22 protein-coding genes are annotated in these 23,869 nt (G+C 72.4%); 8 read left to right on the plus strand and 14 right to left on the minus strand.

What is annotated here, in order from left to right; translation table 11 throughout:
* The first annotated feature begins 37 nt into the window (after positions 1-37).
* From ACYQ1L_RS05210 to ACYQ1L_RS05225, 4 genes are read left to right on the plus strand one after another with little or no spacing between them, the layout of a single operon-like run.
* The gene (locus ACYQ1L_RS05210; RefSeq protein WP_460003182.1) at positions 38-1,153 is read left to right on the plus strand and encodes an adenosine deaminase; all 1,116 of its coding nucleotides are present in this window, start codon (positions 38-40) and stop codon (positions 1,151-1,153) included.
* Positions 1,146-2,024, plus strand: a complete 879-nt coding sequence (locus ACYQ1L_RS05215; RefSeq protein ID WP_460003183.1) for a carbohydrate kinase family protein — start codon at positions 1,146-1,148, stop codon at positions 2,022-2,024. The genes ACYQ1L_RS05210 and ACYQ1L_RS05215 overlap by 8 nt, the downstream gene beginning before the upstream one ends.
* Positions 2,011-2,424, plus strand: coding sequence for a DMT family transporter (locus ACYQ1L_RS05220; RefSeq protein WP_460003184.1), 414 nt, complete (start codon positions 2,011-2,013; stop codon positions 2,422-2,424). Before ACYQ1L_RS05215 ends, ACYQ1L_RS05220 begins: the two co-directional genes overlap by 14 nt.
* A complete protein-coding gene (locus ACYQ1L_RS05225; RefSeq protein WP_460003185.1) occupies positions 2,421-2,741 on the plus strand; it encodes a DMT family transporter in 321 nt (106 codons plus the stop codon). Before ACYQ1L_RS05220 ends, ACYQ1L_RS05225 begins: the two co-directional genes overlap by 4 nt.
* 15 nt (positions 2,742-2,756) lie before the next feature.
* Here ACYQ1L_RS05225 and ACYQ1L_RS05230 read toward each other — a convergent pair whose 3' ends face one another.
* From ACYQ1L_RS05230 to ACYQ1L_RS05270, 9 genes are read right to left on the minus strand one after another with little or no spacing between them, the layout of a single operon-like run.
* Entirely contained in the window at positions 2,757-3,710 is a 954-nt protein-coding gene (locus ACYQ1L_RS05230) for an NAD-dependent epimerase/dehydratase family protein (RefSeq protein WP_460003186.1), read from the minus strand.
* Positions 3,707-5,011: a flavin-containing monooxygenase gene (locus ACYQ1L_RS05235; protein ID WP_460003187.1), complete on the minus strand. Its 1,305-nt coding sequence runs from the start codon at positions 5,009-5,011 to the stop codon at positions 3,707-3,709. The genes ACYQ1L_RS05230 and ACYQ1L_RS05235 overlap by 4 nt, the downstream gene beginning before the upstream one ends.
* A 49-nt stretch (positions 5,012-5,060) precedes the next feature.
* Entirely contained in the window at positions 5,061-5,678 is a 618-nt protein-coding gene (locus tag ACYQ1L_RS05240; protein ID WP_460003188.1) for a GNAT family N-acetyltransferase, read from the minus strand.
* A gap of 53 nt (positions 5,679-5,731) precedes the next feature.
* Positions 5,732-6,880, minus strand: a complete 1,149-nt coding sequence (locus tag ACYQ1L_RS05245; protein WP_460003189.1) for a mannitol-1-phosphate 5-dehydrogenase — start codon at positions 6,878-6,880, stop codon at positions 5,732-5,734.
* Complete coding sequence (locus tag ACYQ1L_RS05250) at positions 6,880-7,311, minus strand: PTS mannitol transporter subunit IIA (protein ID WP_460003190.1); 432 nt, start codon at positions 7,309-7,311, stop codon at positions 6,880-6,882. The genes ACYQ1L_RS05245 and ACYQ1L_RS05250 overlap by 1 nt, the downstream gene beginning before the upstream one ends.
* A 27-nt stretch (positions 7,312-7,338) precedes the next feature.
* Positions 7,339-8,895, minus strand: coding sequence for a PTS mannitol transporter subunit IIBC (locus ACYQ1L_RS05255; RefSeq protein WP_460003191.1), 1,557 nt, complete (start codon positions 8,893-8,895; stop codon positions 7,339-7,341).
* Positions 8,896-8,949: 54 nt separating this feature from the next.
* The gene (ptsP, locus tag ACYQ1L_RS05260) at positions 8,950-10,599 is read right to left on the minus strand and encodes a phosphoenolpyruvate--protein phosphotransferase (protein ID WP_460003192.1); all 1,650 of its coding nucleotides are present in this window, start codon (positions 10,597-10,599) and stop codon (positions 8,950-8,952) included.
* Positions 10,599-10,880 (minus strand): HPr family phosphocarrier protein, encoded by a 282-nt coding sequence (locus tag ACYQ1L_RS05265; protein ID WP_460003193.1) that lies wholly within the window; start codon positions 10,878-10,880, stop codon positions 10,599-10,601. The genes ptsP and ACYQ1L_RS05265 overlap by 1 nt, the downstream gene beginning before the upstream one ends.
* Positions 10,877-11,182: a PTS sugar transporter subunit IIB gene (locus tag ACYQ1L_RS05270; protein ID WP_460003194.1), complete on the minus strand. Its 306-nt coding sequence runs from the start codon at positions 11,180-11,182 to the stop codon at positions 10,877-10,879. The genes ACYQ1L_RS05265 and ACYQ1L_RS05270 overlap by 4 nt, the downstream gene beginning before the upstream one ends.
* A 159-nt stretch (positions 11,183-11,341) precedes the next feature.
* On the opposite strand from ACYQ1L_RS05270, the gene ACYQ1L_RS05275 reads away from it, so the two are divergent.
* Positions 11,342-13,276 (plus strand): BglG family transcription antiterminator, encoded by a 1,935-nt coding sequence (locus ACYQ1L_RS05275; RefSeq protein WP_460003195.1) that lies wholly within the window; start codon positions 11,342-11,344, stop codon positions 13,274-13,276.
* Positions 13,277-13,288: 12 nt separating this feature from the next.
* On the opposite strand, the gene ACYQ1L_RS05280 is transcribed toward ACYQ1L_RS05275, so the two are convergent.
* The 3 genes from ACYQ1L_RS05280 to ACYQ1L_RS05290 are packed head-to-tail and all read right to left on the minus strand — an operon-like array spanning position 13,289 to position 16,064.
* Entirely contained in the window at positions 13,289-13,543 is a 255-nt protein-coding gene (locus tag ACYQ1L_RS05280; protein WP_460003196.1) for an HPr family phosphocarrier protein, read from the minus strand.
* Between the two features lie 2 nt (positions 13,544-13,545).
* Positions 13,546-15,237, minus strand: coding sequence for a phospho-sugar mutase (locus ACYQ1L_RS05285; protein ID WP_460003197.1), 1,692 nt, complete (start codon positions 15,235-15,237; stop codon positions 13,546-13,548).
* The gene (locus ACYQ1L_RS05290) at positions 15,234-16,064 is read right to left on the minus strand and encodes a purine-nucleoside phosphorylase (protein ID WP_460003198.1); all 831 of its coding nucleotides are present in this window, start codon (positions 16,062-16,064) and stop codon (positions 15,234-15,236) included. Before ACYQ1L_RS05290 ends, ACYQ1L_RS05285 begins: the two co-directional genes overlap by 4 nt.
* Positions 16,065-16,159: 95 nt before the next feature.
* Here ACYQ1L_RS05290 and ACYQ1L_RS05295 point away from each other — a divergent pair, with 95 nt between their 5' ends.
* On the plus strand, positions 16,160-17,608 hold the full coding sequence (locus tag ACYQ1L_RS05295; RefSeq protein ID WP_460003199.1) for an NAD(P)H-quinone dehydrogenase: 1,449 nt from the start codon (positions 16,160-16,162) through the stop codon (positions 17,606-17,608).
* A 73-nt stretch (positions 17,609-17,681) separates the two neighbouring features.
* Here the strand turns inward: ACYQ1L_RS05295 and ACYQ1L_RS05300 are convergent, their stop codons facing one another.
* Positions 17,682-19,451, minus strand: a complete 1,770-nt coding sequence (locus tag ACYQ1L_RS05300) for an acetyl/propionyl/methylcrotonyl-CoA carboxylase subunit alpha (protein WP_460003200.1) — start codon at positions 19,449-19,451, stop codon at positions 17,682-17,684.
* Positions 19,452-19,576: 125 nt separating this feature from the next.
* Positions 19,577-20,236, minus strand: coding sequence for a Maf family protein (locus tag ACYQ1L_RS05305; RefSeq protein WP_460003201.1), 660 nt, complete (start codon positions 20,234-20,236; stop codon positions 19,577-19,579).
* Between the two features lie 175 nt (positions 20,237-20,411).
* On the opposite strand from ACYQ1L_RS05305, the gene ACYQ1L_RS05310 reads away from it, so the two are divergent.
* Together ACYQ1L_RS05310 and ACYQ1L_RS05315 are read left to right on the plus strand one after the other, a co-directional pair.
* Positions 20,412-22,472: a phosphocholine-specific phospholipase C gene (locus tag ACYQ1L_RS05310; protein WP_460003202.1), complete on the plus strand. Its 2,061-nt coding sequence runs from the start codon at positions 20,412-20,414 to the stop codon at positions 22,470-22,472.
* A gap of 40 nt (positions 22,473-22,512) precedes the next feature.
* A complete protein-coding gene (locus ACYQ1L_RS05315) occupies positions 22,513-23,772 on the plus strand; it encodes a class I SAM-dependent RNA methyltransferase (RefSeq protein WP_460003203.1) in 1,260 nt (419 codons plus the stop codon).
* Positions 23,773-23,869 lie beyond the last annotated feature (97 nt).

Genomic DNA, 23,869 nt, shown 5'->3' on the forward strand with positions numbered 1-23,869 from the left:
AAACCCTCCCCATCCGCCCGCCGAGGAAGGATCCGTCATGCCCATCGACGCGAACGGCGACCTGGACGTCGAGGGCCTGTCCCTCCGCGGACTGCCCAAGGTCTCGCTGCACGACCACCTCGACGGCGGGGTGCGCCCCGCCACCATCATCGAGCTCGCCGATGCGGCGGGGATCGAGCTGCCGCACACCGATGCGACCGCGCTCGGGATGTGGTTCCGCACCCAGGCCTCGGCCGGATCGCTGGTCGACTACCTCAAGACCTTCGACGTGTCGCTGTCGGTGATGCAGACCGCGGACAACCTGCGCCGGATCGCGCGCGAGTTCGTCGAGGACCTGGTGCGCGACGGGGTCGTGTACGGCGAGGTGCGCTGGGCGCCCGAGCTGCACCTCACCGCCGGGCTCACCCTGCAGGAGGCGGTCGACGCGGTGCAGGACGGCATCGACGAGGGCGAGGACGCCGCCGACCGCAGCGGCAAGAGCATCCGGGTGGGCCAGCTCCTGTCCGCGATGCGCCAGACCGATCGGGTGCGCGAGATCGCCGAGCTCGCCGTCGCGAACCGGGACCGCGGGGTGGTGGGCTTCGACACCGCCGGCCCCGAGGCGGGGTACCCGTCCTCGCGCTACCGCGACACCTTCGAGTACCTGGCGGGGCAGATGTTCCCGACCACCGTGCACGCGGGCGAGGCAGCGGGCCTGGACTCGATCCGCTCCGCGCTCATCGACGGCCGCGCCCTGCGCCTCGGCCACGGCGTGCGCATCGCCGAGGACCTGGAGATCGTGAACCGGGACGGCGAGGAGGTGCAGGTGCGCTTCGGCGACCTCGCCCGCTGGGTGCGGGACCGGGAGATCCCGCTCGAGCTGTCGCCGTCGTCGAACCTGCAGACCGGGGCGATCGCGGCGTGGGGCAGCGAGTTCGCCGACCACCCGTTCGACCTGCTGTACCAGCTCGGCTTCGCCGTCACCGTCAACGTCGACAACCGCACGATGAGCGCGACGTCGCTGACGCGGGAGATGGCGCTCCTCGTCGACGCCTTCGGCTACGACCTGGAGGACCTGGAGTCGCTGCAGTTCAACGCCGCGGCCGGGGCCTTCCTCCCGGTCGAGGAGCGTGAGGAGCTCGTCGAGATGATCGCAGAGGGCTTCGATGAGTGAGGTCTCGGGATCCGGACGCGTCGCGATCGTCGGGGCGGTGTCGTGGAACACGATCGTGCTGCTGGACCGGCTCCCCGATCCCACGCCGCACATGCAGTTCGCCGAGTCGGACTGGCAGACCGTGGGCGGCACGAGCGCCGGGAAGGCGCTGAGTCTGGTCGGGCTCGGGCGCGCGGTGTCCCTGCGCGCCCGCGTCGGCGCGGACGAGGCCGGGGACCGGATCCGGGAGGCGCTGGAGCGCGCCGGCGTGCCGCTGGCGGGCCTGCGCCCCGCGGACGCCTCGGAGCGGCACCTGAACCTGATGACCGGCGCCGGGGAGCGGGTGTCCCTCTATCTGTCCTCGCCTGAGCCCGCCGCAGGCGACGGCCACGACGCGGCCCGCGACGAGGGGCTCGCCGGCGCGTCCGCGATCGTGCTCGATCTCTCGGCCGAAGGGCTCGACGCGATCGACGAGGCGCGTGCGACCGGTGCGCCGATCTGGGTCGACGCGCACGACTACGACGGATCCGCCGCGTTCCACCAGCCGTTCCTCGATGCCGCGGATGTGGTGTTCTGCAGCGCGGACCGCCTCGACGATCCGGAGGGCTTCCTCCGCGGCCGGATCGATGCCGGCGCCGTGCTGGCCGTGTGCACGCTCGGTGCCGACGGCGCGATCGCGATCGACCGCGATGGGGCGCTGCACCGCGTGGCGGCAGAGCCGGTCGAGGTCGTGGACACCAACGGGGCCGGGGACGCGTTCTTCGCGGGCGTGCTGGACGCGACGCTGTCGGGCCTGGGGCTCGACGAGGCCCTGGCAGCGGGGGCGAAGACCGCCGCGGGCGTGCTGGGCACCCGGCACCTGCACCCGCTGCTCGACGATGTCCTCGTCTGAGCCGCCCGCTCCCGCACCGCATCGGACGCCGGCCGGAGACGGGCCGCGCAGCGCGTGGCCGCCCCTGCTGCTCGCGATCGTGCTGGAGGTGAGCGCGACGCTCAGCCTGCGCGCGGTGTCGACCGGCGGATCCTGGTGGTGGCTCTGCGTGGTCGCGGTCGGATACGGCGGCTCGTTCTGGCTCCTCGGCGTGGTGCTCACCCGCGGCATGCCCGTGGGCGTCGCCTACGGCATCTGGTCCGCGATCGGCGTGGCGCTCACCGCACTCGCCGCGGCGGCGCTCTTCGCCGAGGCGCTCAGCCCGCTCTCGCTCACCGGGCTGGGGGTCATCATCGCCGGCGTCCTGCTCGCCGAGCTCGGCACCCGGCACGTCCGAGGAGACCGCGGGGGCGCGGGGTGACCTGGCTGCTGCTGCTCGGCGCCATCGCCGCCGAGGTGACCGCCACGCTGAGCCTGCGCGCCTCCGAGGGCTTCCGGCGCCGCCGCCACATCCCGGCGATCGTCGTCGGCTACCTGGTCTCGTATGTGCTGCTGGGCGCGACGCTGGCGCTGGGCATGCCCGTCGGCATCGCCTACGCCGTCTGGGCGGCGCTGGGCGTCGCGGCGACGGCCGTGCTCGGGCGGGTGCTGTTCCGCGACCGGATCTCGGTCATGACGGCGTTCGGCCTCGCGATCATCGTCGGCGGCGTGGTCCTGGTCGAAGCCGGCACGCGCTGACGGGGGACGGGCCCGTCAGCTTCCGCGCACGACGTCCGGATGGGTGCGGATGTACGCTTCGAACGCCTCCGCCGAAGTGAGCCGCGGCACGTAGCCGAACTCTTCTTTGAGGCGGGCGTTGCGCAGCACCGGACGGTGCCGCAGGAAGCGGATCTTCTCCGGCCCGTTCTCGGTCATCCGCAGCGCACTGCCGATCGCGAGTGCGACCGCGAGCAGCGGCGCCGGCAGCGTCAGCAGCGGCTTGCGCAGCCGGCGCGCGATCTCCGGCACGGTGAGGGCGCCGTCGCCTGCGACGTTGTAGATCCCGGGCGGACCGTCGCCGACCGCGGCGCGCACCATGGCCGCCGCCACGTCGTCGACCCAGATGAACACGAACGGGGAGTCGGATCCGGCGATGCGCAGGATCCGCTTCGCATCCCAGAGCGCCGTGATCTGGTTGCGGACCGTCGGTCCCAGGACGGTGCCGATCCGGAACACGACCTGCTCCAGGGCCGGGTGCGTGGTGCGGGCGGCGGCGAGCAGCTCCTCGATCATGCGCTTGTGCCGCGAGTACGGGAACTCGTCGTTGCCGCGCAGCGCGTCCGTCTCGTCGATCCAGTCCGGATTGTCCGCGTGGTAGCCGTATGCGGCGCCGGAGCTGGACACCACGAGACGGCGCACGCCGGCCTCGACGCACGCGGCCACGACGTTCGACGAGCCCTGCACGTCCACGCGGAACTCGGCCTGCACATCGCGACCCGGGTTGACGATGGCGGCCAGATGCACCACCGTGTCGATGCGGTGCAGGCGCAGCAGGTCGGGCAGAGCGAGCGGATCGGTGACATCCACCCGCACCGAGACGACCCCCGGGACGGCGGATTCGCGCAGGTCGCCGCAGAGGACGACGTCGACGTCGGGGTGGTCGACCAGCAGATCGGCGACCCTGGTGCCGAGGAAGCCGGCACCGCCGGTGACCAGGACGCGCCTCATCGCAGAGCCTCCTTCTCGACGCGCACGGCGCGCCGGTAGGCGTCCTTGTTCACGTAGTACGACATCCGGTCGAGGCCCAGATAGCGGTACCCGCCGGTGAGGTCGGGCCAGGGCCGCGTCCCAACCCGATGCCGGAACCTTGCGGCGCGGCCAGGATCCTGCTCCGTCGCGGCGAGGTACGCCGCGATCAGCTCGGCCTGCTCGTAACGGCCCTGCCAGCCGATGCCGCTGGCCTCGATCATCCCGCACACGAAGAGGCCGTTGAACGACGGCGGGAAGATGTTCAGGAACAGCCGCGGCGAGGCGCCGGTCCAGTGCAGGTGCTCGCGGTCGACGAACGGGTAGTCGAGCAGATATCCGGTGGCGAGCAGCACCAGGTCGTAGTCGCCGCTCGACCCGTCGCGGAAGTGCACGGTCGATCCGTCGAACCGGTCGACGTCGGCGCGGATGCGCAGATCGCCCTGGCCGAGATGGTTCAGCACGAGCGTGTTCACGATCGGGTGCGACTCGTAGATGCGGTGGTCGGGCTTCGGGAAGCCGAAGCGCACCGGATCGCCGGTGAACGCGCGGAGCACCCGGGAGTCGACCGCCTGCTTGAGGCGCGCCGGCAGCGGCCTGCCCTGGTTGAGCGTGTCGCTGGGGCGGCCGAACAGGTAGCGCGGGACGAAGTAGTAGCCGCGGCGCACGCTCATCTCCACGCTCGCCGCGTGATGCACGGCGTCGACGGCGATGTCGCAGCCCGAGTTGCCGGCGCCGACGATGAGCACGCGGCGGCCGGCGAGCTGCGCCGGATCCTTGTAGGCGCTGGTGTGCAGCAGCTCGCCGGAGAAGGCACCGGGAAAGGCGGGGATGTTCGGTTCGGCGAGGGTGCCGTTGGCGAGGATCACGCCGTCGTAGCGCTCCACCACGGCGCTGTCGGCTCCACCGGCGCCGTGGGCGGTGGCGTGCAGGATCCAGCCCTCGCCGTCGCGCACCAGGCGGTCCACCCGGGTGCGGAAGCGGAAGCGCTCGCGCAGCCGGAAGGCCTCGGCGTAGTCGTCGAAGTAGCGCTTGAGCAGCCGGTGGCCGGGATAGTCGACATCGGTGCCCATGGGGAGCTCGGCGAACTCGGTCGTGGTGCGCGAGGAGATGAGGTGCGCCGAGGCGTAGACCGTGCTGCGGGGGTTCGTGATGTCCCACAGGCCGCCGACGTCGTGCGAGGCCTCGAACCCGGTCGCGGCGATGCCCGCCTTCTGCAGGGCGCGCATCACCGCGAGGCCCGACGGGCCGGCGCCGATCACGGCATAGGACCTCGTCGCCATGTCCTCCCCATCCGCGCGGTCCCAGGGCGCCGCACGTAGTGCCCCGATCCTATCGGTCGGCTGAGAACGACGGGAGGAGCGCCCTGCGCCGGTCGAGCCGGGCGTCGAGGCCGTTGCGCACCGCCGGCCACTCGTGGGGGAGGATCGAGTACACCACGGTGTCCCGCAGCGAGCCGTCGGGGCCGAAGCGGTGATTGCGCAGGATCCCGTCGAGCTTGGCGCCGAGCCGCTCGATCGCCGCGCGCGACTGACGGTTGTGGAAGTGGGTGCAGAACTGCACGCGGATCGCGTCGCACTGCTCGAAGGCGTGTCCCAGCAGCAGGCGCTTGGCGGACGGGTTCGCCGCGGTGCCGTGCACCTCGGGCGCCAGCCAGGTGTAGCCGATCTCGACGGTGCGGTTCGGCTGATCGATGTCGCAGTAGGTCGTCATCCCGACCGCGCGGCCCGTGTCCAGCGACACGATCGCGAACGGATTCATGGATCCCTCCGCGTGCATCCGCTGACGGCGTGCGATCTCGGCGGGAACGCCCGCGGCGGACGGGACGCTCGTGAACCAGCGGTCCTCGAGGCCGGCGGTCGCGGCGGCGAGGTCCTCGGCGTGCCCCGCGCTCAACGGCTCCAGCCGGACGAAGTCGTTCTCGAGGGTGACCGGGGTCGCGAAATCCATGGCACGAGCCTAGCCGCGCCGAGATCCTCGCGGACGCGGCCGGGCCCGCCGAACTACCGGTCCTGGTGCCGGGCGACCTCGTCGCGCACCGGGGCGTACAGCGGATGTGCGGCATCGAGGCCGGTGACCTCGACGGTGAAGGCGTCGGCGTCGAGGGTGCGCAGCAGCTCCTGCAGCCGCACCGACTCCTCATCCTCGGGCGCGTCGAAGGACAACGCGGCGCCGACCGCGGCGACCAGCGCCGACGTGCCGAGTCCGCGCTCCGCGGCCATGGCCGCCGGGCCGATGAACCGCTCGTGCCGCGAGAGCTTGCGCAGCGGCTGCCGGCCCACCCGGCGCACGGTGTCGGGGAGGAGCGGATTGCGGAACCGGTCCAGGATCTTCGCGCGGTACTGGGAGAGCTCCTCCGGATCCAGGCCGTGCACAGCGGACAGCACACCGGAGGTCTCCTGCAGCGCCGCCTCGACCGCGGCGGCGGTCGCCGGATCCTCCAGGGCCTCGGCGATCGTGATCGCCCCGGCGCGCTCGCCGAAGTACGCCGTCGCCGCGTGCCCGGTGTTCACCGTGAACAGCTTGCGCTCGATGTACGGGGCGAGGTCTTCGACGAAGTGCGCACCCGGGATGTGTGGCGGATCCTCGCCGAACGGCCCGCTCTCGATGGCCCACTCGAAGTACGGCTCCACCGTGACGTCGACGCCCTGCCCGGGCGCCTGCGCGGGCACGATCCTGTCGACGGCGGTGTTCGCGAAGACCGCGCGGGCGAGGAGGGGCGGCGCGTCTTCGCCCGCGGCGGCGGCGATCTCGGTGCGCAGCAGATCCGTCGCCCCGATCGCGTTCTCGCAGGCCATCACCTGCAACGGCGGCCGGTCGGGGTCGCGCAGCCGCAGCCCCGCCACGATCGTGGGCGCCACGAACCGCAGCACGGTCGGGCCGACCGCGGTCGTGACGACGTCGGCCGTGGCGACCGCGGCCGCCGCGGCCTCGGGGTCGGTGCGGCTGTCCACGGCCCGGTACCCGGTGACGACGTGGTCGACGCCCCCGGGACCCGCCTCGTGCACGGTGTACTCCGGCGCGGCGTTGATCGCGTTCACGAGCTCGGCGGCGACGTCCGAGAACACCAGTTCGTATCCGCCCTCGTGCAGCAGCAGGCCGACGAAGCCGCGCCCGATGTTGCCCGCGCCGAAGTGCACCGCGACGGGCATCAGCCGTTCACCCCCGCCAGCAGGTCGTACAGCTCCTCGGCGGAGCCGGCGGCGGCGAGGCGGGCGACCTCGTCCTCGTCGGAGAACGTGATGGCGATCTGGGACAGGATCTCCAGGTGCTCGTCGCCGCGGCCCGCGATGCCGATCACGAAGGTCACCGGGTCACCCGCCCAGTCCACGCCGCCGTCGTAGCGGATGACGCACAGCGCGGAGGCGAGGATCTCTCCCTTCGCGTCGTTCGTGCCGTGCGGGATGGCGAGCCCGTTGCCCATGTACGTGGAGACGGTCTGCTCGCGCTGCCGCATGGCGTCGAGGTAGGCGGGGGTCACCGCGCCTGCGGTCACCAGGAGGCCCGCGGCCTCCTGCAGCGCCTCCTCCTGGGTGGCGGAGCCGGCGTGGATGCGGACGCGGTCGGGGGTCAGGATGCTCATCGTCGTGTTCCTCTCGTTCCGGTCGGGTCAGGCTTCGCCGTCGTGCTGCTTGCGGACGAGCTCGACGACCTCGTCGTAGCGCGGCGAGTTCATGAAGTTGTCCACGGAGACGTGCATCGCCTCGCCGTTGCGCGCCCGGGCGCGGTCGGTCAGCTGCTGCTGCGTGATGATCAGGTCCTCACTGCCGTCGAGGTTCGCGATCGCCTTGTTGGTGACGTCGACGCCTTCGATCCCCGCCTTCTTGATCTTGTTGCGCAGCACGCTCGCGCCCATGGCGGACGAGCCCATGCCGGCGTCGCAGGCGAAGACGATCTTGGAGACGCGGCGGTCCGTGGCGACGGCGGACGACGCGGATGCACCCTGCTGGCGCAGGCCCGCGAGCGCAGCCGACTCCTTGCCCTTGTTCGCCTCGGTCTGCGCGATCGCCGATGCGAAGCCGCCCTCGCCGGCGGCCTCCGCGGCGAGGTCCCGCTTGCGGGAGGCGCGCAGGATGATCGAGGCGATGATGAACGTGACAGCGGCCGAGAGGATCACCGAGAGGATGACGCCGACGTAATCGGTCTGATAGGTCTGCGCGATGACGGCGATGATGCTTCCCGGCGCCGCGGGCGCCCGCAGACCGTCGTTGAACAGCACGTTGGTCGTGACTCCGGTCATTCCGCCCGCGATCAGGGCGAGGATCAGGGTCGGCTTCATGAGCGCGTAGGGGAAGTAGACCTCGTGGATGCCGCCGACGAACTGGATGACCGCCGCGCCCGGTGCGGATGCCCGTGCGGCGCCGATGCCGAAGATCGTGAACGCGAGCAGCAGCCCGACTCCGGGGCCGGGGTTGGCCTCGAGCAGGAACAGGATCGACTTGTGCTGCGGGCCTGCGGCCTGCTCCAGTCCGAGCGGGGTGAGCACGCCGTGGTTGATGGCGTTGTTCAGGAAGAACACCTTCGCGGGTTCGATGAGGATGCTGGTGAGCGGCAGGAGGTGGTTCGACACGAGCCAGTTCACGGCTGCGCTGAGCAGGTTCATCAGTCCGTTGACCAGCCACGCGATCGGGTAGAAGCCGATGACCGCCATCACGAAGCCCCAGATGCCCGCAGAGAACATGTTGACGAGCATCTCGAACCCGCTGCGGATCTTCCCGTCCCACAGGCTGTCGAGCCACTTCATGGTGTACGCCGCGAGGGGGGCCATGATCATGGCCCCGATGAACATGTGGATCTGACCGAGCGGGGCCGCGTTCGGATCCGCCTTGAGCAGTGCCGCGTTGTACAGCGCGATGAGGTTGTCCGAGCCGGCGATCACGCCGAAGGTGGCGATCGAACCGACCACCGCGCCCCGCAGTCCGTGCACCATGTGCCCGCCGGTGTAGGCGATCAGGATCGGCAGCAGGTAGTGGATCATCGGGCCGACGATCGTCGACAGGTCGGCGTTGGGGGTCCAGCCGACCGGGATGAAGAACGCGGTGAAGATGCCCCACGCGATCAGCGCGGGGATGTTCGGCATGATCATGCCGGAGAGGAACGTGCCGAAGCGCTGGACCGCGACGCGCGTGGATCCGGGCTGCTTGGCGGTGGGTGACGTCGTCGTCATGATGTCATCGCTTTCTGTGTGGATTCGGGGGAGGGATCTGTCGGGAAGGGGGATTCAGCCGGCGCTCTGCGCCGCGGCGCGGGCGGAGTCGGCGTCGTCGGCGCCGAGCGCGGCAGCGGCGAGGCGCTGCGCGTCCTCGAGCGTGTGCTGGGCGAGGGCGCGACGCACATCGGCCAGCGCAGCCGGCGCCATCGAGAGCGAGCCGACGCCGAGGCCGGCGAGCACGACGGCGAGCAGGGGATCGGCCGCCGCCTCGCCGCACACCCCGACGGGCTTGCCGAGCGCGGCTCCGGCACGGCCGACCTCGGCGACCAGGCGGAGCACCGCCGGATGCCAGGGGTCCTGGAAGGACGCGACCGAACCGAGCAGCCGGTCGGCGGCCATCGTGTACTGGGTGAGGTCGTTCGTCCCGATGGAGGCGAAGTCCGCATGTGGGAGCAGTCGGTCGGCGAGGAGGGCGGAAGCCGGGACCTCCACCATGATGCCGGCCGTGCGCAGCCCGTACTCGCGGGCCAGTGCCGTGAAGTAGGCGGTCTCCTCGACCGTCGCGACCATCGGCGCCATCACCCACAGGTCTGCGTCGGTCTCGGCGTCCGCCTCGGCGAGGGCGGTCAGCTGCTCGCGGAGGATGTCCTCGCTGGCGCGGAGCGCGCGCAGGCCGCGCAGCCCGAGCGCGGGGTTCTCCTCGTGCGCGTCGTTGAGGAACGGCAGCGGCTTGTCCGCACCGGCGTCGAGCACGCGCACGACCACCTTGCGGCCGGGGAATGCGGAGAGCAGCTCCCGGTACGCGTCGCGCTGCGCGGCCACGGTGGGCGCCTGGGTGGCGGAGAGGAACAGGAACTCGGTGCGGAACAGCCCGACGCCCTCCGCACCGCGGGCCACGGCGTCGGCGGCGTCGCCGGGCTTGCCGAGGTTCGCGAGCAGCGCGATCGGCGTGCCGTCCGCGAGCGCGCCCGGCGTCGCCGGTGCGGAGTCGGCGGCGCGGCGGTCCGCGGCGCGGGTCAGGGCACGCTCGATCTCGTCTGCCGCGGGCCCCGTCGTGACGGTGCCCGCGGCGGCGTCCACGATCACGGTCTCGCCGTCCGCGACGGTGGCCGCGTCGGCGGCGCCGACCACGGCGACGATGCACTTCTCCCGGGCGAGGATCGCGGTGTGCGAGGTCGGACCGCCGTCCGTGGTGACCAGGGCGAGGACCTTCTCCAGGTCGAGCAGCGCGGTGTCGGCGGGGGCGAGGTCGCGCGCGACCAGCACGAACGGATGCTCGGAGTCGGGGACGCCGGGGGCGGCGACGCCGCGCAGCCGGGCGATCACGCGCTGGGCGATGTCGTCGAGGTCCGCCGCGCGCTCGCCGAGGTAGCCGCCGACGGCCTCGAGGGAGGCGCGGAAGCCCGCGAACGCGTCGTGCACGGCCCACTCCGCGGTGGCTCCCGCCGCGATCCGCTCCTCGACCTCGTCGGCGAGAGTCGGATCCTCGGCGATCATCGCCTGCGCCTCGAGAACCTCGCGAGCGGCGCCGCCGGCGGCCTCCGCGCGACCGTTCAGCTCGGCGGCGACCGCGGCGACGGCGTCCTGCACACGGGAGCGCTCGGCGTCGGCGCCGATGGCGCTCGGGATGTTCTCGGGCGCGGGAGGCGCTTCCGCCATGTGCCGGACGGGGCCGGTCGCCACGCCCTGGCCGATCCCGACGCCGCGCAGCACGGCCATCACGCGGCGCCTTCGTCGTGGTCGGTGGACAGCAGCTCGGAGAGCCGGTCGAGGGCCGCCTCGGCGCTCTCGCCCTCCGCGGTCAGGGTCGCGTAGTCGCCCTGCTCGAGGCCGAGAGCGATGACGCCGAGGATGCTCGCGGCGTTCACCGCCTTGCCCGCGTCCTTGGCGATGGTCACGGGGATGCCCGTCTCCTTCGCGGCCTGGGCGAAGATCTTCGCCGGGCGGGCGTGCAGCCCGTGGGATGAGCCGATGCGGACGGTGCGGGTCTGCGCGGTCATGACGTTCCTTTCGGTGCGGAGACGGCGGCCGCCACGAACGTGTGGATGCGGCTGCCGTCGAGGTCGGTGAAGGCGTCCTCGGGAAGCACGACCACGAGCGCGCGCGGCGCCCGCCGGCCGATGTCCTCCTGGAGCGCGGCGATGTGGGGGCCCAGCAGGACGACGTCGGCGAACGCGTCCACCCCGTCGGCCGGAGCCGCGGAGACGTCCCATTCGGAGCCGGCGGCGAGCGCGGCGCGCCGCAGCCGGGCCGCGACGAAGGTGCTGGATGCGCCGGCGCCGCAGATGACCTGGATCCTCATCGATTCGTTCCTCCGATGCTCATTCTTCGACGGCCCCGGCGGCGGAGGCCACCAGGAACTCTTCCGCCCGGGCGGAACACCCGTTCCGCGACCCCGGGGTCCGGATCCTGGCATCATGAGGGTGACCGTGCGGTGCGCGGGCGGGTGAAGGGACAACGGGTGTCGACTCGACGGCAGGACCGGCTGCTGAGCGTGCTGCTGCGCGAGGAAGCGTGGATCACGGGCCCGCGGCTGGCCGATCTGCTGGGCGTGACGCCGCGCAGCGTCCGGGCGTACGTGACGGCGCTGAACGCGCGGGTGCCGGACGGGGAGGCCGTCGTCTCCGGGGCTGCGGGCTACCGCGCGGGCGCCTCGGCCCGGGCGGCCCTCGCCGCCAAGGCGGGTGCGGAGTCGACGCCGCGGGCGCGGCTGCACGGCCTGGTCCGCTCCCTGCTGGACGACGAGGCCGGCATCAACGTGTTCGACACCGCGGACCGGCTGCACGTCAGCGAGGCCACGCTGGAGGCGGACCTCGCCCGGGTGCGGTCGCTGCTGGACGGCACGCGGCTGACCCTGGAGCGGGACAGGGACGTCGTGCGGCTGCGCGGCGCGGAGCGCGATCAGCGCCGGCTGCTGAGCAGGCTCGCGCACGACGAGATGGATGCCGCGGACTTCCCGGTGGATCCGTTCCGCCTGGCGCTGGCGGGCGGGACGATCCCGCCGGACGCGGTGGGCCCGTTCAAGGACGGGCTGGTCTCCGCCCTGGGCAGGCTGGGCTACTACGTCAACGAGCTCGCGATCGCCGACGTGCTGCTGCACATCGCGATCGCCGCGGACCGGGTCGCGGCCGGACGCGCCCTCGACGGCGCGGACCGCTCCGCTGGCGTCGAGTCCCGGAACGCCGCCGATCCGGTGGCCGAGGCGATCCGCGCCCTTGCACGGGAGCAGCTCGGGGTCGAGCTCGGCACCGAGGACCTCGCGCACCTCGCCCGCCTCGTGCTGACCCGGATCGTGACGCCGGGCGGCGCGGACCCCGCCCAGCTCGCGCGTGCGGGACTCGACGCCGAGGTCGAGGCCGCGGTGCGCGCCGAGGTGGTGCAGGCGTCGTCCGACTACCAGGTCGACCTCGTGGACGACGCGTTCATCCTGCGTCTCGCCCTGCACGTGCAGAACCTGCGCCGCCGGGCTCAGGAGGAGTCGCGCGCGCGGAACCCGCTGACCCGGTCGCTGAAGGCGGCGTACCCGATGATCTTCGAGGTCGCCGTCTCGGTCGTCAGCGGGCTGCAGGAGCGGCTCGGACTCCGCGTGGACGACGACGAGATCGCGTACGTCGCGATGCACATCGGCGGACGCCTGGAGCGCAGCCGCCGGGCGGAGACCCTGCTGACGGCCACGATCGTCTGCCCCGGCTACTACGAGCTGCACGAGGTGCTCCGCTCCCGCGTGGACCACTCCCTCGGCCAGGGGATCGAGGTGGTCCGGGTGATCACCGCGATGGATCCCCGGGAGTCCGAGATCGACAGCGACCTCGTGCTCACCACCGTGCCCCTGCCGGCCGCGGCCGACCGGGCGGTGCTCATCCAGCCGTTCCTCACCGACGCCGACGTGGAGCGCGTGCAGCAGACGGCCGCCCGGCTGCGCCGCGCACGACGGCTGGCCCGGCTGCGCGAGGAGCTGTCCCGCTACCTCTCCGAGGACGCCTTCGTGCATCCCCTGCCGGACGTCGGCGAGGAGGGGATCATCCGCCTGCTCGGCGGCCGGCTGGTCGATGCGGGACTCATCGGCGAGGACTACATCGAGAACACGATCCAGCGCGAGCGGCTCTCGTCGACGGCGTTCAGCGATGCGCTCGCCGTCCCGCACGCCCTGCAGATGACCGCCCGGCGCACCGCGATCGCCGTCGGCGTCGCGGCCGGGTCGGTCGCGTGGGGGAGCGGCCGGGTGCAGGTCGTCGCCCTCGCCGCGTTCAGCGAGCACGACCGCGAGGCGTTCCAGACGGTGTTCGAGCAGCTCGTCGAGGTCTTCGGCGAGGGCGAGAGCGTGCAGCGGATCGTGCGCCGCGGCACGACCTTCACCGGGTTCCTGGACGAGCTCGTCGCCGTCATCGACGGCTGAGCGGGCGCGCGCTCAGCCGTCCAGCACGCCGGCGAGGGTCTCCAGCAGCCGCTCGGCACCGGGTCCCTCGGCGGTGAGCACCACCTCGTCGCCCGGGACGAGCGCGAGGTCCATCACCGCCAGCACGCTGCCGAGGTCCACGCTGCGTCCGCCCGCCGTCGTGAGCCCGACCGGACCCTGATGCGCCAGGGCGAGCCGCACCAGCTCGGCGACGGGGCGCGCGTGCGCCCCGCCCTCGGCACGGATCACGACGGAGCGGGACGGCATCGTCAGCCCAGGCGGGCGAGCAGCGCGCGGATCGCCGCGTCGAGCTCCGCCACCGCGGCGCGGGCCGCCTCGGCCGAGTCGGCGCGCGCGTCGAGGTACACCTTGAGCTTGGGCTCGGTGCCGCTGGGACGCACGATCACGCGGCAGCCGTCGGCGAGCCGGTACCGCAGCACGTCCCCCGCGGGGACGCCGGAGTCCGCGGAGAGGAGGTCCTCGGACGCGGTGATCGCCCTGTCCCCGAACGCGGAGGGCGGATCCTGGCGCAGCGCCGCCATGATGCGGCCGATCACGGCGACGTCGTCGACGCGGATCGACACCTGGCCGCTGGCGAAGTGGCCCACCTCTGCGGCGACCTCGTCGAGCAGATCGGCCAGCGTGACCTCGCGCCCGCGGGCTTCCGCCGCGAGGCCGAGCAGGGCGACCGCCGCCGAGATGCCGTCCTTGTCGCGCACCGTCTCCGGGTTGACCAGGTAGCCCAGCGCCTCCTCGTAGCCGAACGCGATGCCGGGTGCGCGCGAGATCCACTTGAAGCCGGTGAGCGTCTCGTGGAAGTCCAGTCCGTAGCGCTCCGCCACCGCGCCGAGCGCCGGCGAGGAGACCAGGGAGCACGCCAGCGAGGTGCCAGGCGCCGCCGGGCCCTCGGCCGTGGCCTGGCGCGCGGCGCGCCAGCCGAGCAGCAGGCCCACCTCGTTGCCGGTGAGCCGGCGCCAGCCGCCCTCGGCGCTCTCATCGGGGATGCCGACCGCGAGCCGGTCCGCATCCGGGTCGTTCGCGATCACAAGCTCGGCGCCCAGCGTGCGGGCCTTCGCGAACGCGAGATCCATGGCGCCCGGCTCCTCCGGGTTCGGGAAGGCGACGGTGCGGAAGGTCGGATCCGGGTCGCGCTGCTCGCCGACGGTCCACGGCGCCGGATAGCCGGCCTCGGCGATGATGCGGGAGAAGGTCTCCCAGCCCACGCCGTGCATGGCCGTGTAGATCCAGCGCAGCCCGGCAGCGCCCACGGGGGCCGGGGCGACGGCGGCGGTCGCGGCGACATAGGCGTCGACGACGTCCTCGCCGGCGGTCTCGTACGCGTCGGAGCGGGGGATCGCCGGCACGTCCCCCCGGTCGGCCACGCGCTGGATGTGCGCGGCGATCTCGGCGTCGGCGGGGGACACGATCTGCGACCCCTGGTCTGCGCCTCCGAGGTAGACCTTGTACCCGTTGTCGTTGGGCGGGTTGTGGCTCGCGGTCACCATCACGCCCGCGTCCGCGCCGAGGTGGCGCACGGCGAACGCGAGGACGGGCGTCGGAAGCAGGCGCGGCAGCAGGATCGCGCGGAGCCCCGCACCGGCGAAGATCTCGGCGGAGTCCTTCGCGAACACCCGCGAGTTCCTGCGCCCGTCGTAGCCGATGACGACGGTGGGCGTGGTGCCGGCGGCTCTCTCGGTCAGGTACGCCGCGAAGCCGGCCGCTGCCTGCGCCACGAGCACGCGGTTCATCCGGTTCGATCCCGCGGCGAGCTCGCCCCGCAGCCCGGCGGTGCCGAACGCGAGACGGGTGCGGAACCGGTCATCGAGGTCGGCGAGCGCCGCGTCGTCGCCGGAAGCGGCGCGGGTGATGAGCCCGGCGAGCTCGTCGCGGGTCTCCGGATCCGGATCCTGCCGCAGCCAGGCGCGCGCCTGCGTGAGCAGCGCCGCCTCCCGGCCGCTCACAGCGCCCCGATCACGCGGGCCAGCAGGTCCGAGATGACCGGCTCGGCCTCTCGGCCCGCCTCGATCACCTCGTCGTGGCTGAGCGGGGTCTTCTGGATCCCGGCGGCGAGGTTCGTGATGAGCGAGAAGCCGAGGATCTCCATGCCGGCCTCGCGGGCGGCGATCGCCTCGAGCGCCGTGGACATGCCCACGATGTGGCCGCCGATGGCCTTCGCCATCTGCACCTCCGCGGGAGTCTCGTAATGCGGTCCCCGGAACTGCGTGTAGACGCCCTCGTCCAGCATCGGGTCGATCGTGCGGGCGAGGTCGCGCAGGCGCGCGCTGTAGAGGTCGGTGAGATCGATGAACGTGGCGCCCTCGAGCGGGGAGTCCGCGGTGAGGTTGATGTGGTCGCTGATCAGCACCGGCTGGCCCGGCTTCCACGTCTCGCGGATGCCGCCGGCGCCGTTGGTGAGCACCATGGTCTTCGCCCCCGTGGCCGCAGCGGTGCGCACGCTGTGCACGACCCGGCGGACGCCGTGGCCCTCGTAGTAGTGCGTGCGGGCGCCGATCACGAGCACGTTCTTCCCACCGGGGGTCACGATGCTGCGCAGCGTCCCGACGTGGCCCTCGAGCGCGGGCTTCGAGAAGCCGGTGACCTCCGTGGCGGGGATGGTCGCGACGGTCTCGCCGATGAGCTCCGCGGCCTTGCTCCAGCCGGAGCCGAGGGTGACCGCGATGTCGTGGTGATCGACGCCGGTCAGCCGGTGGATGTCCGCGGCCGCCTCTGCGGCGATCGCGAAGGGGTCGGCGTTCGGGTCGTCGAGGGGGTGGGTCTGATCAGCCATGAGAACGAGGATACGGCTCCGTGCTCGCCCCCGGGGAGGCGGGCTCGGAAGAGCAGCGGGTGGGCGGACCGACGGCATCCTGCGGATGCGGAAGAATGGATCCCATGACCTTGATGTTCGAGCGCTCTCAGCGCGTCGCCGTGCTCGGCGGCGGCCCCGGCGGTTACGAGGCGGCGCTCGCCGCAGCCCAGCTCGGTGCGGAGGTGACTCTCGTCGAGAGGGTCGGCGTCGGCGGCTCCGCCGTGCTCACCGACGTGGTGCCCTCGAAGAGCCTCATCGCCACGGCCGACGCCGCCGTCGCGATCAGCGAGGCCAGCGACCTGGGCGTGCAGTTCTACGCGAAGGGCGCCGAGGGCAAGCCGCTCAAGCCGCAGATCGCGATCAATCTGGCCGCCGTGAACAAGCGGCTGATGGCGCTCGCGGGGCAGCAGTCCGAGGACATGCGCACCGCGCTGCTCGACGCCGGCGTGACCATGCTCTCCGGCCACGGGCGTCTGGACGGTCCGAACGCGATCGTCGTGTCCACCTCGGAGGACGGCACCGACTTCGACCGCATCGAGGCCGACACGCTCGTCGTCGCCGTGGGCGCGTCGCCGCGCGAGCTCGACTCCGCCAAGCCCGATGGCGAGCGCATCCTCACCTGGACGCAGCTCTACGACATGAAGACGCTGCCGGAGCACCTCATCGTGGTCGGCTCCGGCGTCACCGGCGCGGAGTTCGCCTCGGCGTACATGAACCTGGGGGCGAAGGTCACGCTGATCTCCAGCCGCGACCAGGTGCTGCCGGGGGAGGACCAGGACGCGGCGCGCGTGCTCGAGAAGGTCTTCAAGCGCGGCGGCATGCAGGTGCTCTCCAAGTCCCGCGCCGATCGGGTGGAGCGCACCGACGCGGGCGTCAGGGTGACGCTCTCGGACGGCCGCACGGTAGACGGCAGCCACTGCCTGATGGCGGTCGGGTCGATCCCGAACACCGCCGGGATCGGCCTCGAGGCCGCCGGCGTCGAGCTCACCGACTCCGGCCACATCCGGGTCAACCGGGTCGCGCGCACCTCGGTCTCGAACATCTACGCGGTCGGCGACTGCACCAACTTCTTCCCGCTCGCCTCGGTCGCCTCGATGCAGGGGCGCACCGCGGTGTTCCACGCCCTCGGCGACATCGTGATCCCGCTGGAGAAGCGCAAGATCACCGCGAACATCTTCACCGCGCCGGAGATCGCCACGATCGGCTTCTCCGAGAAGGACATCGAGGACGGCGTGGCGGACGGCATCGCCTACAAGCTGCCCCTGGCCGCCAACCCGCGCGCGAAGATGCAGGGGATCCGCGACGGCTTCGTGAAGATCCTCGCCCGCAAGGGCTCCGGCACCGTGATCGGCGCCGTGATCGTCGCCCCGCGGGCCTCGGAGCTGATCTACCCGCTCGCGATCGCCGTGGAGCGGCGCCTGAACGTCGACCAGGTGTCGCGCGTGTTCGCCGCGTACCCATCGATCACCAGCAGCATCACCGACGCGACCCGCGCGATGCACCAGGTCTACATCGCCGGCTGAGCCCCGGCTCGCGAAGAAGCGGCGCCTCCCTCGGGAGAGCGCCGCTTCTTCGTCACTGCGGATCCGGATCCGGTCAGCTGATGGTGAGCAGCTGATGACCGGCGGACACGGTCGCACCGGCGTCCGCGTTGATGTTGCCGATCACGCCGTCCTTGTGCGCCTGCAGGGGCTGCTCCATCTTCATCGCCTCGAGGACCACGACGAGGTCGCCCTTGACGACCTGCTGGCCCTCCTCGACCGCGACCTTGACGACCGTGGCCTGCATGGGCGACTTCACCGCGTCGCCGGATGCGCCGGCGTTCACCGTCTTCGCGTGGCTGCGACGGGACGGCGGCACCGCGGCGGGACGTCCGCCGGTGCCGACGACCGAGGCGGCGACGCGATCGGGCAGGCTCACCTCGAGCCGCTTGCCGGCGACCTCGACGACCACCGTGTGCCGGCCCTTCGGCTCGGCGGCGGGCTCGAGCTCGCCGTCCCACGCCGGGATGTCGCCTGCGAACTCGGTCTCGATCCAGCGCGTGTAGACGCCGAACTCGCCGTTCTCGGCGGTGAAGGCGGGGTCGTTGACGACCTTGCGGTGGAACGGCAGCACGGTGGGCAGGCCGGAGACCTCGAACTCGTCCAGGGCCCGGCGGGAGCGCTCCAGCGCCTCGGCGCGGTCCTTGCCGGTGACGATGATCTTCGCGAGCAGGGAGTCGAACGCGCCGGAGACCACGTCGCCCGCGGTCACGCCGGAGTCGAGGCGGATGCCCGGGCCCCCGAAGGTCTTGAACACGTGGATCGGGCCCGGCTGCGGCAGGAAGCCGCGTCCCGGGTCCTCGCCGTTGATGCGGAACTCGATCGAGTGGCCCTGCGGGGCGGGGTCGTCGTAGTCGATGGTGCCGCCGGCCGCGATGCGGAACTGCTCGCGGACAAGGTCGATCCCGGTGACCTCCTCGGACACGGGGTGCTCGACCTGGAGGCGGGTGTTGACCTCGAGGAAGGAGATGGTCCCGTCGGCGCCGATGAGGAACTCGCAGGTTCCTGCGCCGACGTAGCCGACCTCCTTGAGGATCGCCTTCGACGCCTCGTAGAGCACGCGGTTCTGCTCCTCCGTGAGGAACGGCGCGGGGGCCTCCTCGACGAGCTTCTGGTGCCGGCGCTGCAGCGAGCAGTCGCGGGTCGAGATGACGACGACGTTGCCCTCCGCGTCGGCGAGGCACTGCGTCTCGACGTGGCGCGGCTTGTCGAGGTACTTCTCCACGAAGCACTCGCCGCGGCCGAAGGCCGCGATCGCCTCGCGGGTGGCCGACTCGAACTGCTCGGCGACCTCGTCGAGCTCGCGGGCGACCTTGAGGCCGCGGCCGCCGCCGCCGTAAGCGGCCTTGATCGCGATGGGCAGACCGACCTTCTCGGCGAACGCGACGACCTCTTCGGCGGTCTCCACCGGTCCCGGGGTGCCGGGTGCCAGCGGCGCGCCGACCTTCTCCGCGACGTGGCGGGCGGTGACCTTGTCGCCGAGCGCCTCGATGGCCTCGGGGGAGGGGCCGATCCACACGAGCCCGGCGTCGATCACGGCACGGGCGAAGCCGGCGTTCTCGGCCAGGAAGCCGTAGCCGGGGTGGACGGCGTCGGCGCCGGAGCGGCGGGCCACCGAGAGGATCTTGTCGATCTGCAGGTAGGTGTCGGCGCTGGTGGCGCCGTCGAGGGCGTACGCCTCGTCGGCGAGCCGGGTGTGCAGGGCGTCCCGGTCCTGGTCCGCGTACACGGCGACGGAGGAGAGACCGGAGTCGCGCGCGGCGCGGATGATGCGGACGGCGATCTCGCCGCGGTTGGCGACGAGCACCTTGGCGATGGCAGGCATGGATGTCAGCCTATCGACAGCGGTCCCGATATTTTTGACGACCCTCCACAAGAATCCGCGGAGATCGCTTCCTGGAATCTACGAAGCGCGGATGCGCACCCGCGTCGCCGCGGCGCCTGCGCGGGTCAGGACGCGGAGGGAACGGCGTTCCAGAGATCGGTCCAGCGGATGCCGAGCCGCCCTGCGAGCCGGCGGAGGGTGGACAGGGACATGCCGACGACCGTGGAGGGGTCTCCCTCCACGCGCTCGATGAAGGCGCCGCCCAGACTGTCCACGGTGAAGGCGCCCGCCACGAGCAGCGGTTCGCCCGTGGCGACGTACGCCTCGAGCTCGGCGTCGTCGATGTCGGCGGCGAACGTGACAGCCGCCTCGGCGACCGCGTGCACTTCGCGAGGCGGCGCATCCGGGCGCACCAGGATCACGCTGTGCCCCGAGTGCAGCACGCCCGTGCGTCCGCGCATCGCGTGCCAGCGGGCGATCGCGCGCTCGGGCTCGTACGGCTTGCCGTGCACCTCGCCGTCGAGCTCGAACATGGAGTCGCCGCCGATCACGATCCCCTCGAACCCGGGGTGGGCGTCGTGGATGCGCGCGGCGACGTCCGCCGCCTTCGCGCGTCCGAGCAGCAGCACGACCTCCTCCGGGGCGAGCGCGCGGCCGAGGCGCTGCGCCTCCGCGGCGGCGACCGCGTCCTCGTCGACGCCGGGGCTCAGGCAGATCGGCTCGATGCCGCTCTGGCGCAGCAGGGCGAGACGAGCCGGAGAGGTGGAGGCGAGGCACACGCGCATGGATCCACGCTATGCCACCCACCCGGTGAACAACGGGGGAAGCGCGCGCCAACATTCGCCCGTGCCGCTCGTCCCGGGGTCGGCGGGTCCTTAGCCTGGAGCAGTGCTGCGGGGGAGATCCGGGGCCTCTCGTCCGCCCCAGGGCATCCGGCCCGCTCTCGATGAGGAGCAGCTCATGAACCGCGTGAACCGTCGACGTTTCCTCCAGCTCTCGGCCGCCGGGGCCGCGAGCGCCGCGATCTCGCAGCTGTTCGGCGAGAGCATCGCGCGCGCCGCGACGATCCCGGCGAACCGCGCGACCGGCTCGATCCAGGACGTCGAGCACGTCGTGATCTTCATGCAGGAGAACCGGGCGTTCGACCACTACTTCGGCACGCTCAAGGGTGTCCGCGGCTTCGGCGATCCGCACCCGGCGATCCTGCCCAGCGGCGCGAACGCCTTCACTCAGAACAACGGAAGCCGCGACGTCCTGCCGTATCACCCGACGGCGCCGGATCTCGGGATGCAGTTCATGGAGGACCTCGACCACTCGTGGAAGATGACCCACGAGGCCTTCAACGCGGGCCGGTACGACCGGTGGCTGCCGGCGAAGTCCGACGCGACCATGGCCTTCTACGAGCGTGGTGACATCCCGTTCCACTTCGCCCTCGCCGACGCCTTCACCGTCTGCGACCAGTACCACTGCTCGGTGCTCGGCCCGACGGATCCGAACCGCTACTACATGTTCACCGGCGGCGACGACCCGCTGCGCACCGGTGGCGGCCCCGACCTGTGGAACGCCGAGAAGGGCTACTCGTGGAGCACGTACCCCGAGGAGCTGGAGAAGGCCGGGGTGAGCTGGAAGGTCTACCAGGACATCGGCGAGGGCCTGGATCCGGCGCATTACGAGGGCTGGACCGGCAACGCGTACATCGGCAACTACGGAGACAACGCACTCCTGTACTTCACCCAGTACCAGAACGCCGCGCCCGGCAGCCCGCTGTACGAGAAGGCGCGCACCGGCACGCAGGCCAAGGACGGCGACGACCTGTTCCGCATCTTCCGCGAGGACGTCGCGAACGGAACGCTCCCGCAGGTGTCGTACATCGTGGCGCCGGAGGCCTACACCGAGCACTCGAACTGGCCGCCGAACTTCGGCGCCTGGTACGCGGCGAACATCCTGGACATCCTGACCTCCCACCCCGACGTGTGGAGCAGGACCGCGCTGCTGTTCATGTACGGCGAGAACGACGGCTTCTTCGACCACGTCGTCCCGCCGCACCCCCACACGCCGCAGATCCCGGGTGCGTCCACGGTGAGCACCGACGGCGAGTGGTACGACGGCACGCCGACGACATTCGGCGACAAGGATGTCGCCGGTCAGTTCGGGCTCGGCGTCCGGGTGCCGATGATCGTGGTCTCCCCGTGGAGCATGGGCGGCTGGGTGTGCTCGGAGACGTTCGACCACACCTCGATCGTCCGGTTCCTCGAGACCCGGTTCGGGGTGGCGTCGCCGAACATCACGCCGTGGCGCCGCGCCGTCTGCGGCGACCTCACGAGCGCGTTCGACTTCTCGGCGAAGGGCGCAGCGGTCCCGGCGCTGCCCGCCACATCCGCATACAAGCCCGCGGACCAGCTCCGCCACCCCAGTTACGTGCCCACGCCGCCGGCGACGAACGCGATGCCGGTCCAGGAGAAGGGCACCCGCCCGTCCCGCGCGCTCGGTTACGCGCTCGACGTCGACGCCACCGTCGCCTCCGGCGCGCTCGCCGCGCGCTGGACGAACGGCGGCACCGTCGGCGCGCACGTGCAGGTGCGCTCCAACCTGCTCTCGGCGGGGCCCTACTCCTACACGATCGGGGCGGGCGCGACGCTCGACGCCTCCTGGTCCCTCGGCGCGGAGTACGACGTGCAGATGCACGGCCCCAGCGGCTGGTACCGGCGCTTCGCCGGCACGACCGCCGGGACCGACATCCGGGTCGCGGTGTCCGCAGACGGCGCGGCCGCGCACGCCCGGTTCCGGATCGCCAACACCGGCTCCGCGCGCGTCGACCTGACCCTGGCCGACGCGTACGGGAACGGCGGGCAGACCCTCGCGCTGAACCCGGGTCAGGAGAAGACGGTGGTGATCCCGACGGCGGGAGGCTGGTACGACCTCACGGTGACCTCCTCCGGCGATGCCGCTCTCGTGCGCGTGCTCGCGGGACGGCTCGAGAACGCCGGTCCCCTCACCAGCGATCCGCAGCTGGGTCGCTGATCCGGGATCCGCCGCCTCGGCGGTCTGGGATGATCGAGGGGTGAGCGATTCCGACGCGTCCGAGGGCGCCCTTCTCGACCTCGACGTGACCGCGATCGCGCACGGCGGGGTGTTCGTGGCCCGGCACGAGGGGCGCGTCGTGTTCGTCTCCGACGCGATCCCGGGGGAGCGCGTGCGGGCGCGGCTCAGCGACCCCGCGGACGGCGCGGACACACGTTCGTTCTGGCGTGCCGAGACCGTCGAGGTGCTCGAGGCCTCGCCGCACCGGCGTCCGCACGTGTGGCCCGAGGCCGACGTCGCACGCGCTCCGGAGCAGCGCCCCGGCGGCGCGGACCTGGGCCACATCGAGATCGGGCACCAGCGCGTGCTGAAGCGCCGGGTGCTGCAGGAGGCGCTGGACCGCTTTGCCGGTGGCGGCATCGAGGCTCCCGAGGTGGAGCCCACCGGGACCGACGGTAACTGGCGCACCCGGGTCACCCTGCACATCGACGACGAGGGGCGGATCGGGCCCTTCGCGGCGCGCAGCCACCGCGTCGTGCCCGTGGCCCAGCACGTGCTCGCGCGTCCGGCGATCGACGCCGTGGCGCGGGAGCTCCGGGGGCTGCCCGAGGGCCGGATCGAGCTCGTCGAGCCCGCCGACGGCGAGGTGCGCCAGGTGCTGCGCCCGGCTGCCGAGCAGCACCCGCAGGGACGGGGCAGGCGCCGCGGCGCCCGCCACCGTGCTCCCGCGACCATCGTCGAGCAGGCGGCGGGGCGGTCGTTCGCCCTGGACGTCGACGGCTTCTGGCAGATCCACCCGGCCGCGGCAGGCCTCCTGGACGGGGCCGTGGCGGAGCTGCTCGACGCCGCTGTCGACCCATCCGCCGCGCCCCTCGACCTCTACGGCGGCGTCGGGCTGTTCTCCGCGACGCTCGCGCGCCTCGGCGGGCGCCGCATCACGACCGTCGAGTCCGCGCCGCGCGCCACCCGGCACGCGGCGGAGAACCTGCGCGACCTGGGGGTCAGGGCCGTGACGGCTCGCGTCGACCGCTTCCTGAAGTCTGGTGACGCCGACCTGGCCCATGTCGCAGGCGGTGCGGTCGTCCTCGACCCGCCCCGCTCCGGCGCGGGCCGCGCCGTGGTGGAGGACGTGGCCGCGCTGCATCCGTCCGCCATCGCCTACGTCGCCTGCGATCCTGTCGCGCTCGCGCGCGACCTGGCCACCTTCCGCGGTCTGGGCTACGAGCCGCGGCGGATGCGCGCCTTCGACCTGTTCCCGCACTCGCACCATCTGGAGACGGTCGCCCTGCTGACCCGCTGAGCCCGCGCGGTGCGCCCGCGTGCGCCCGGGACGTCGCGGCACGGCGCAATCACGTCGCCGCACGACGGAATCGCGCGGCCGCACCGGATAAGGTGAG

The sequence above is a fragment of the Microbacterium xylanilyticum genome (assembly GCF_054654695.1).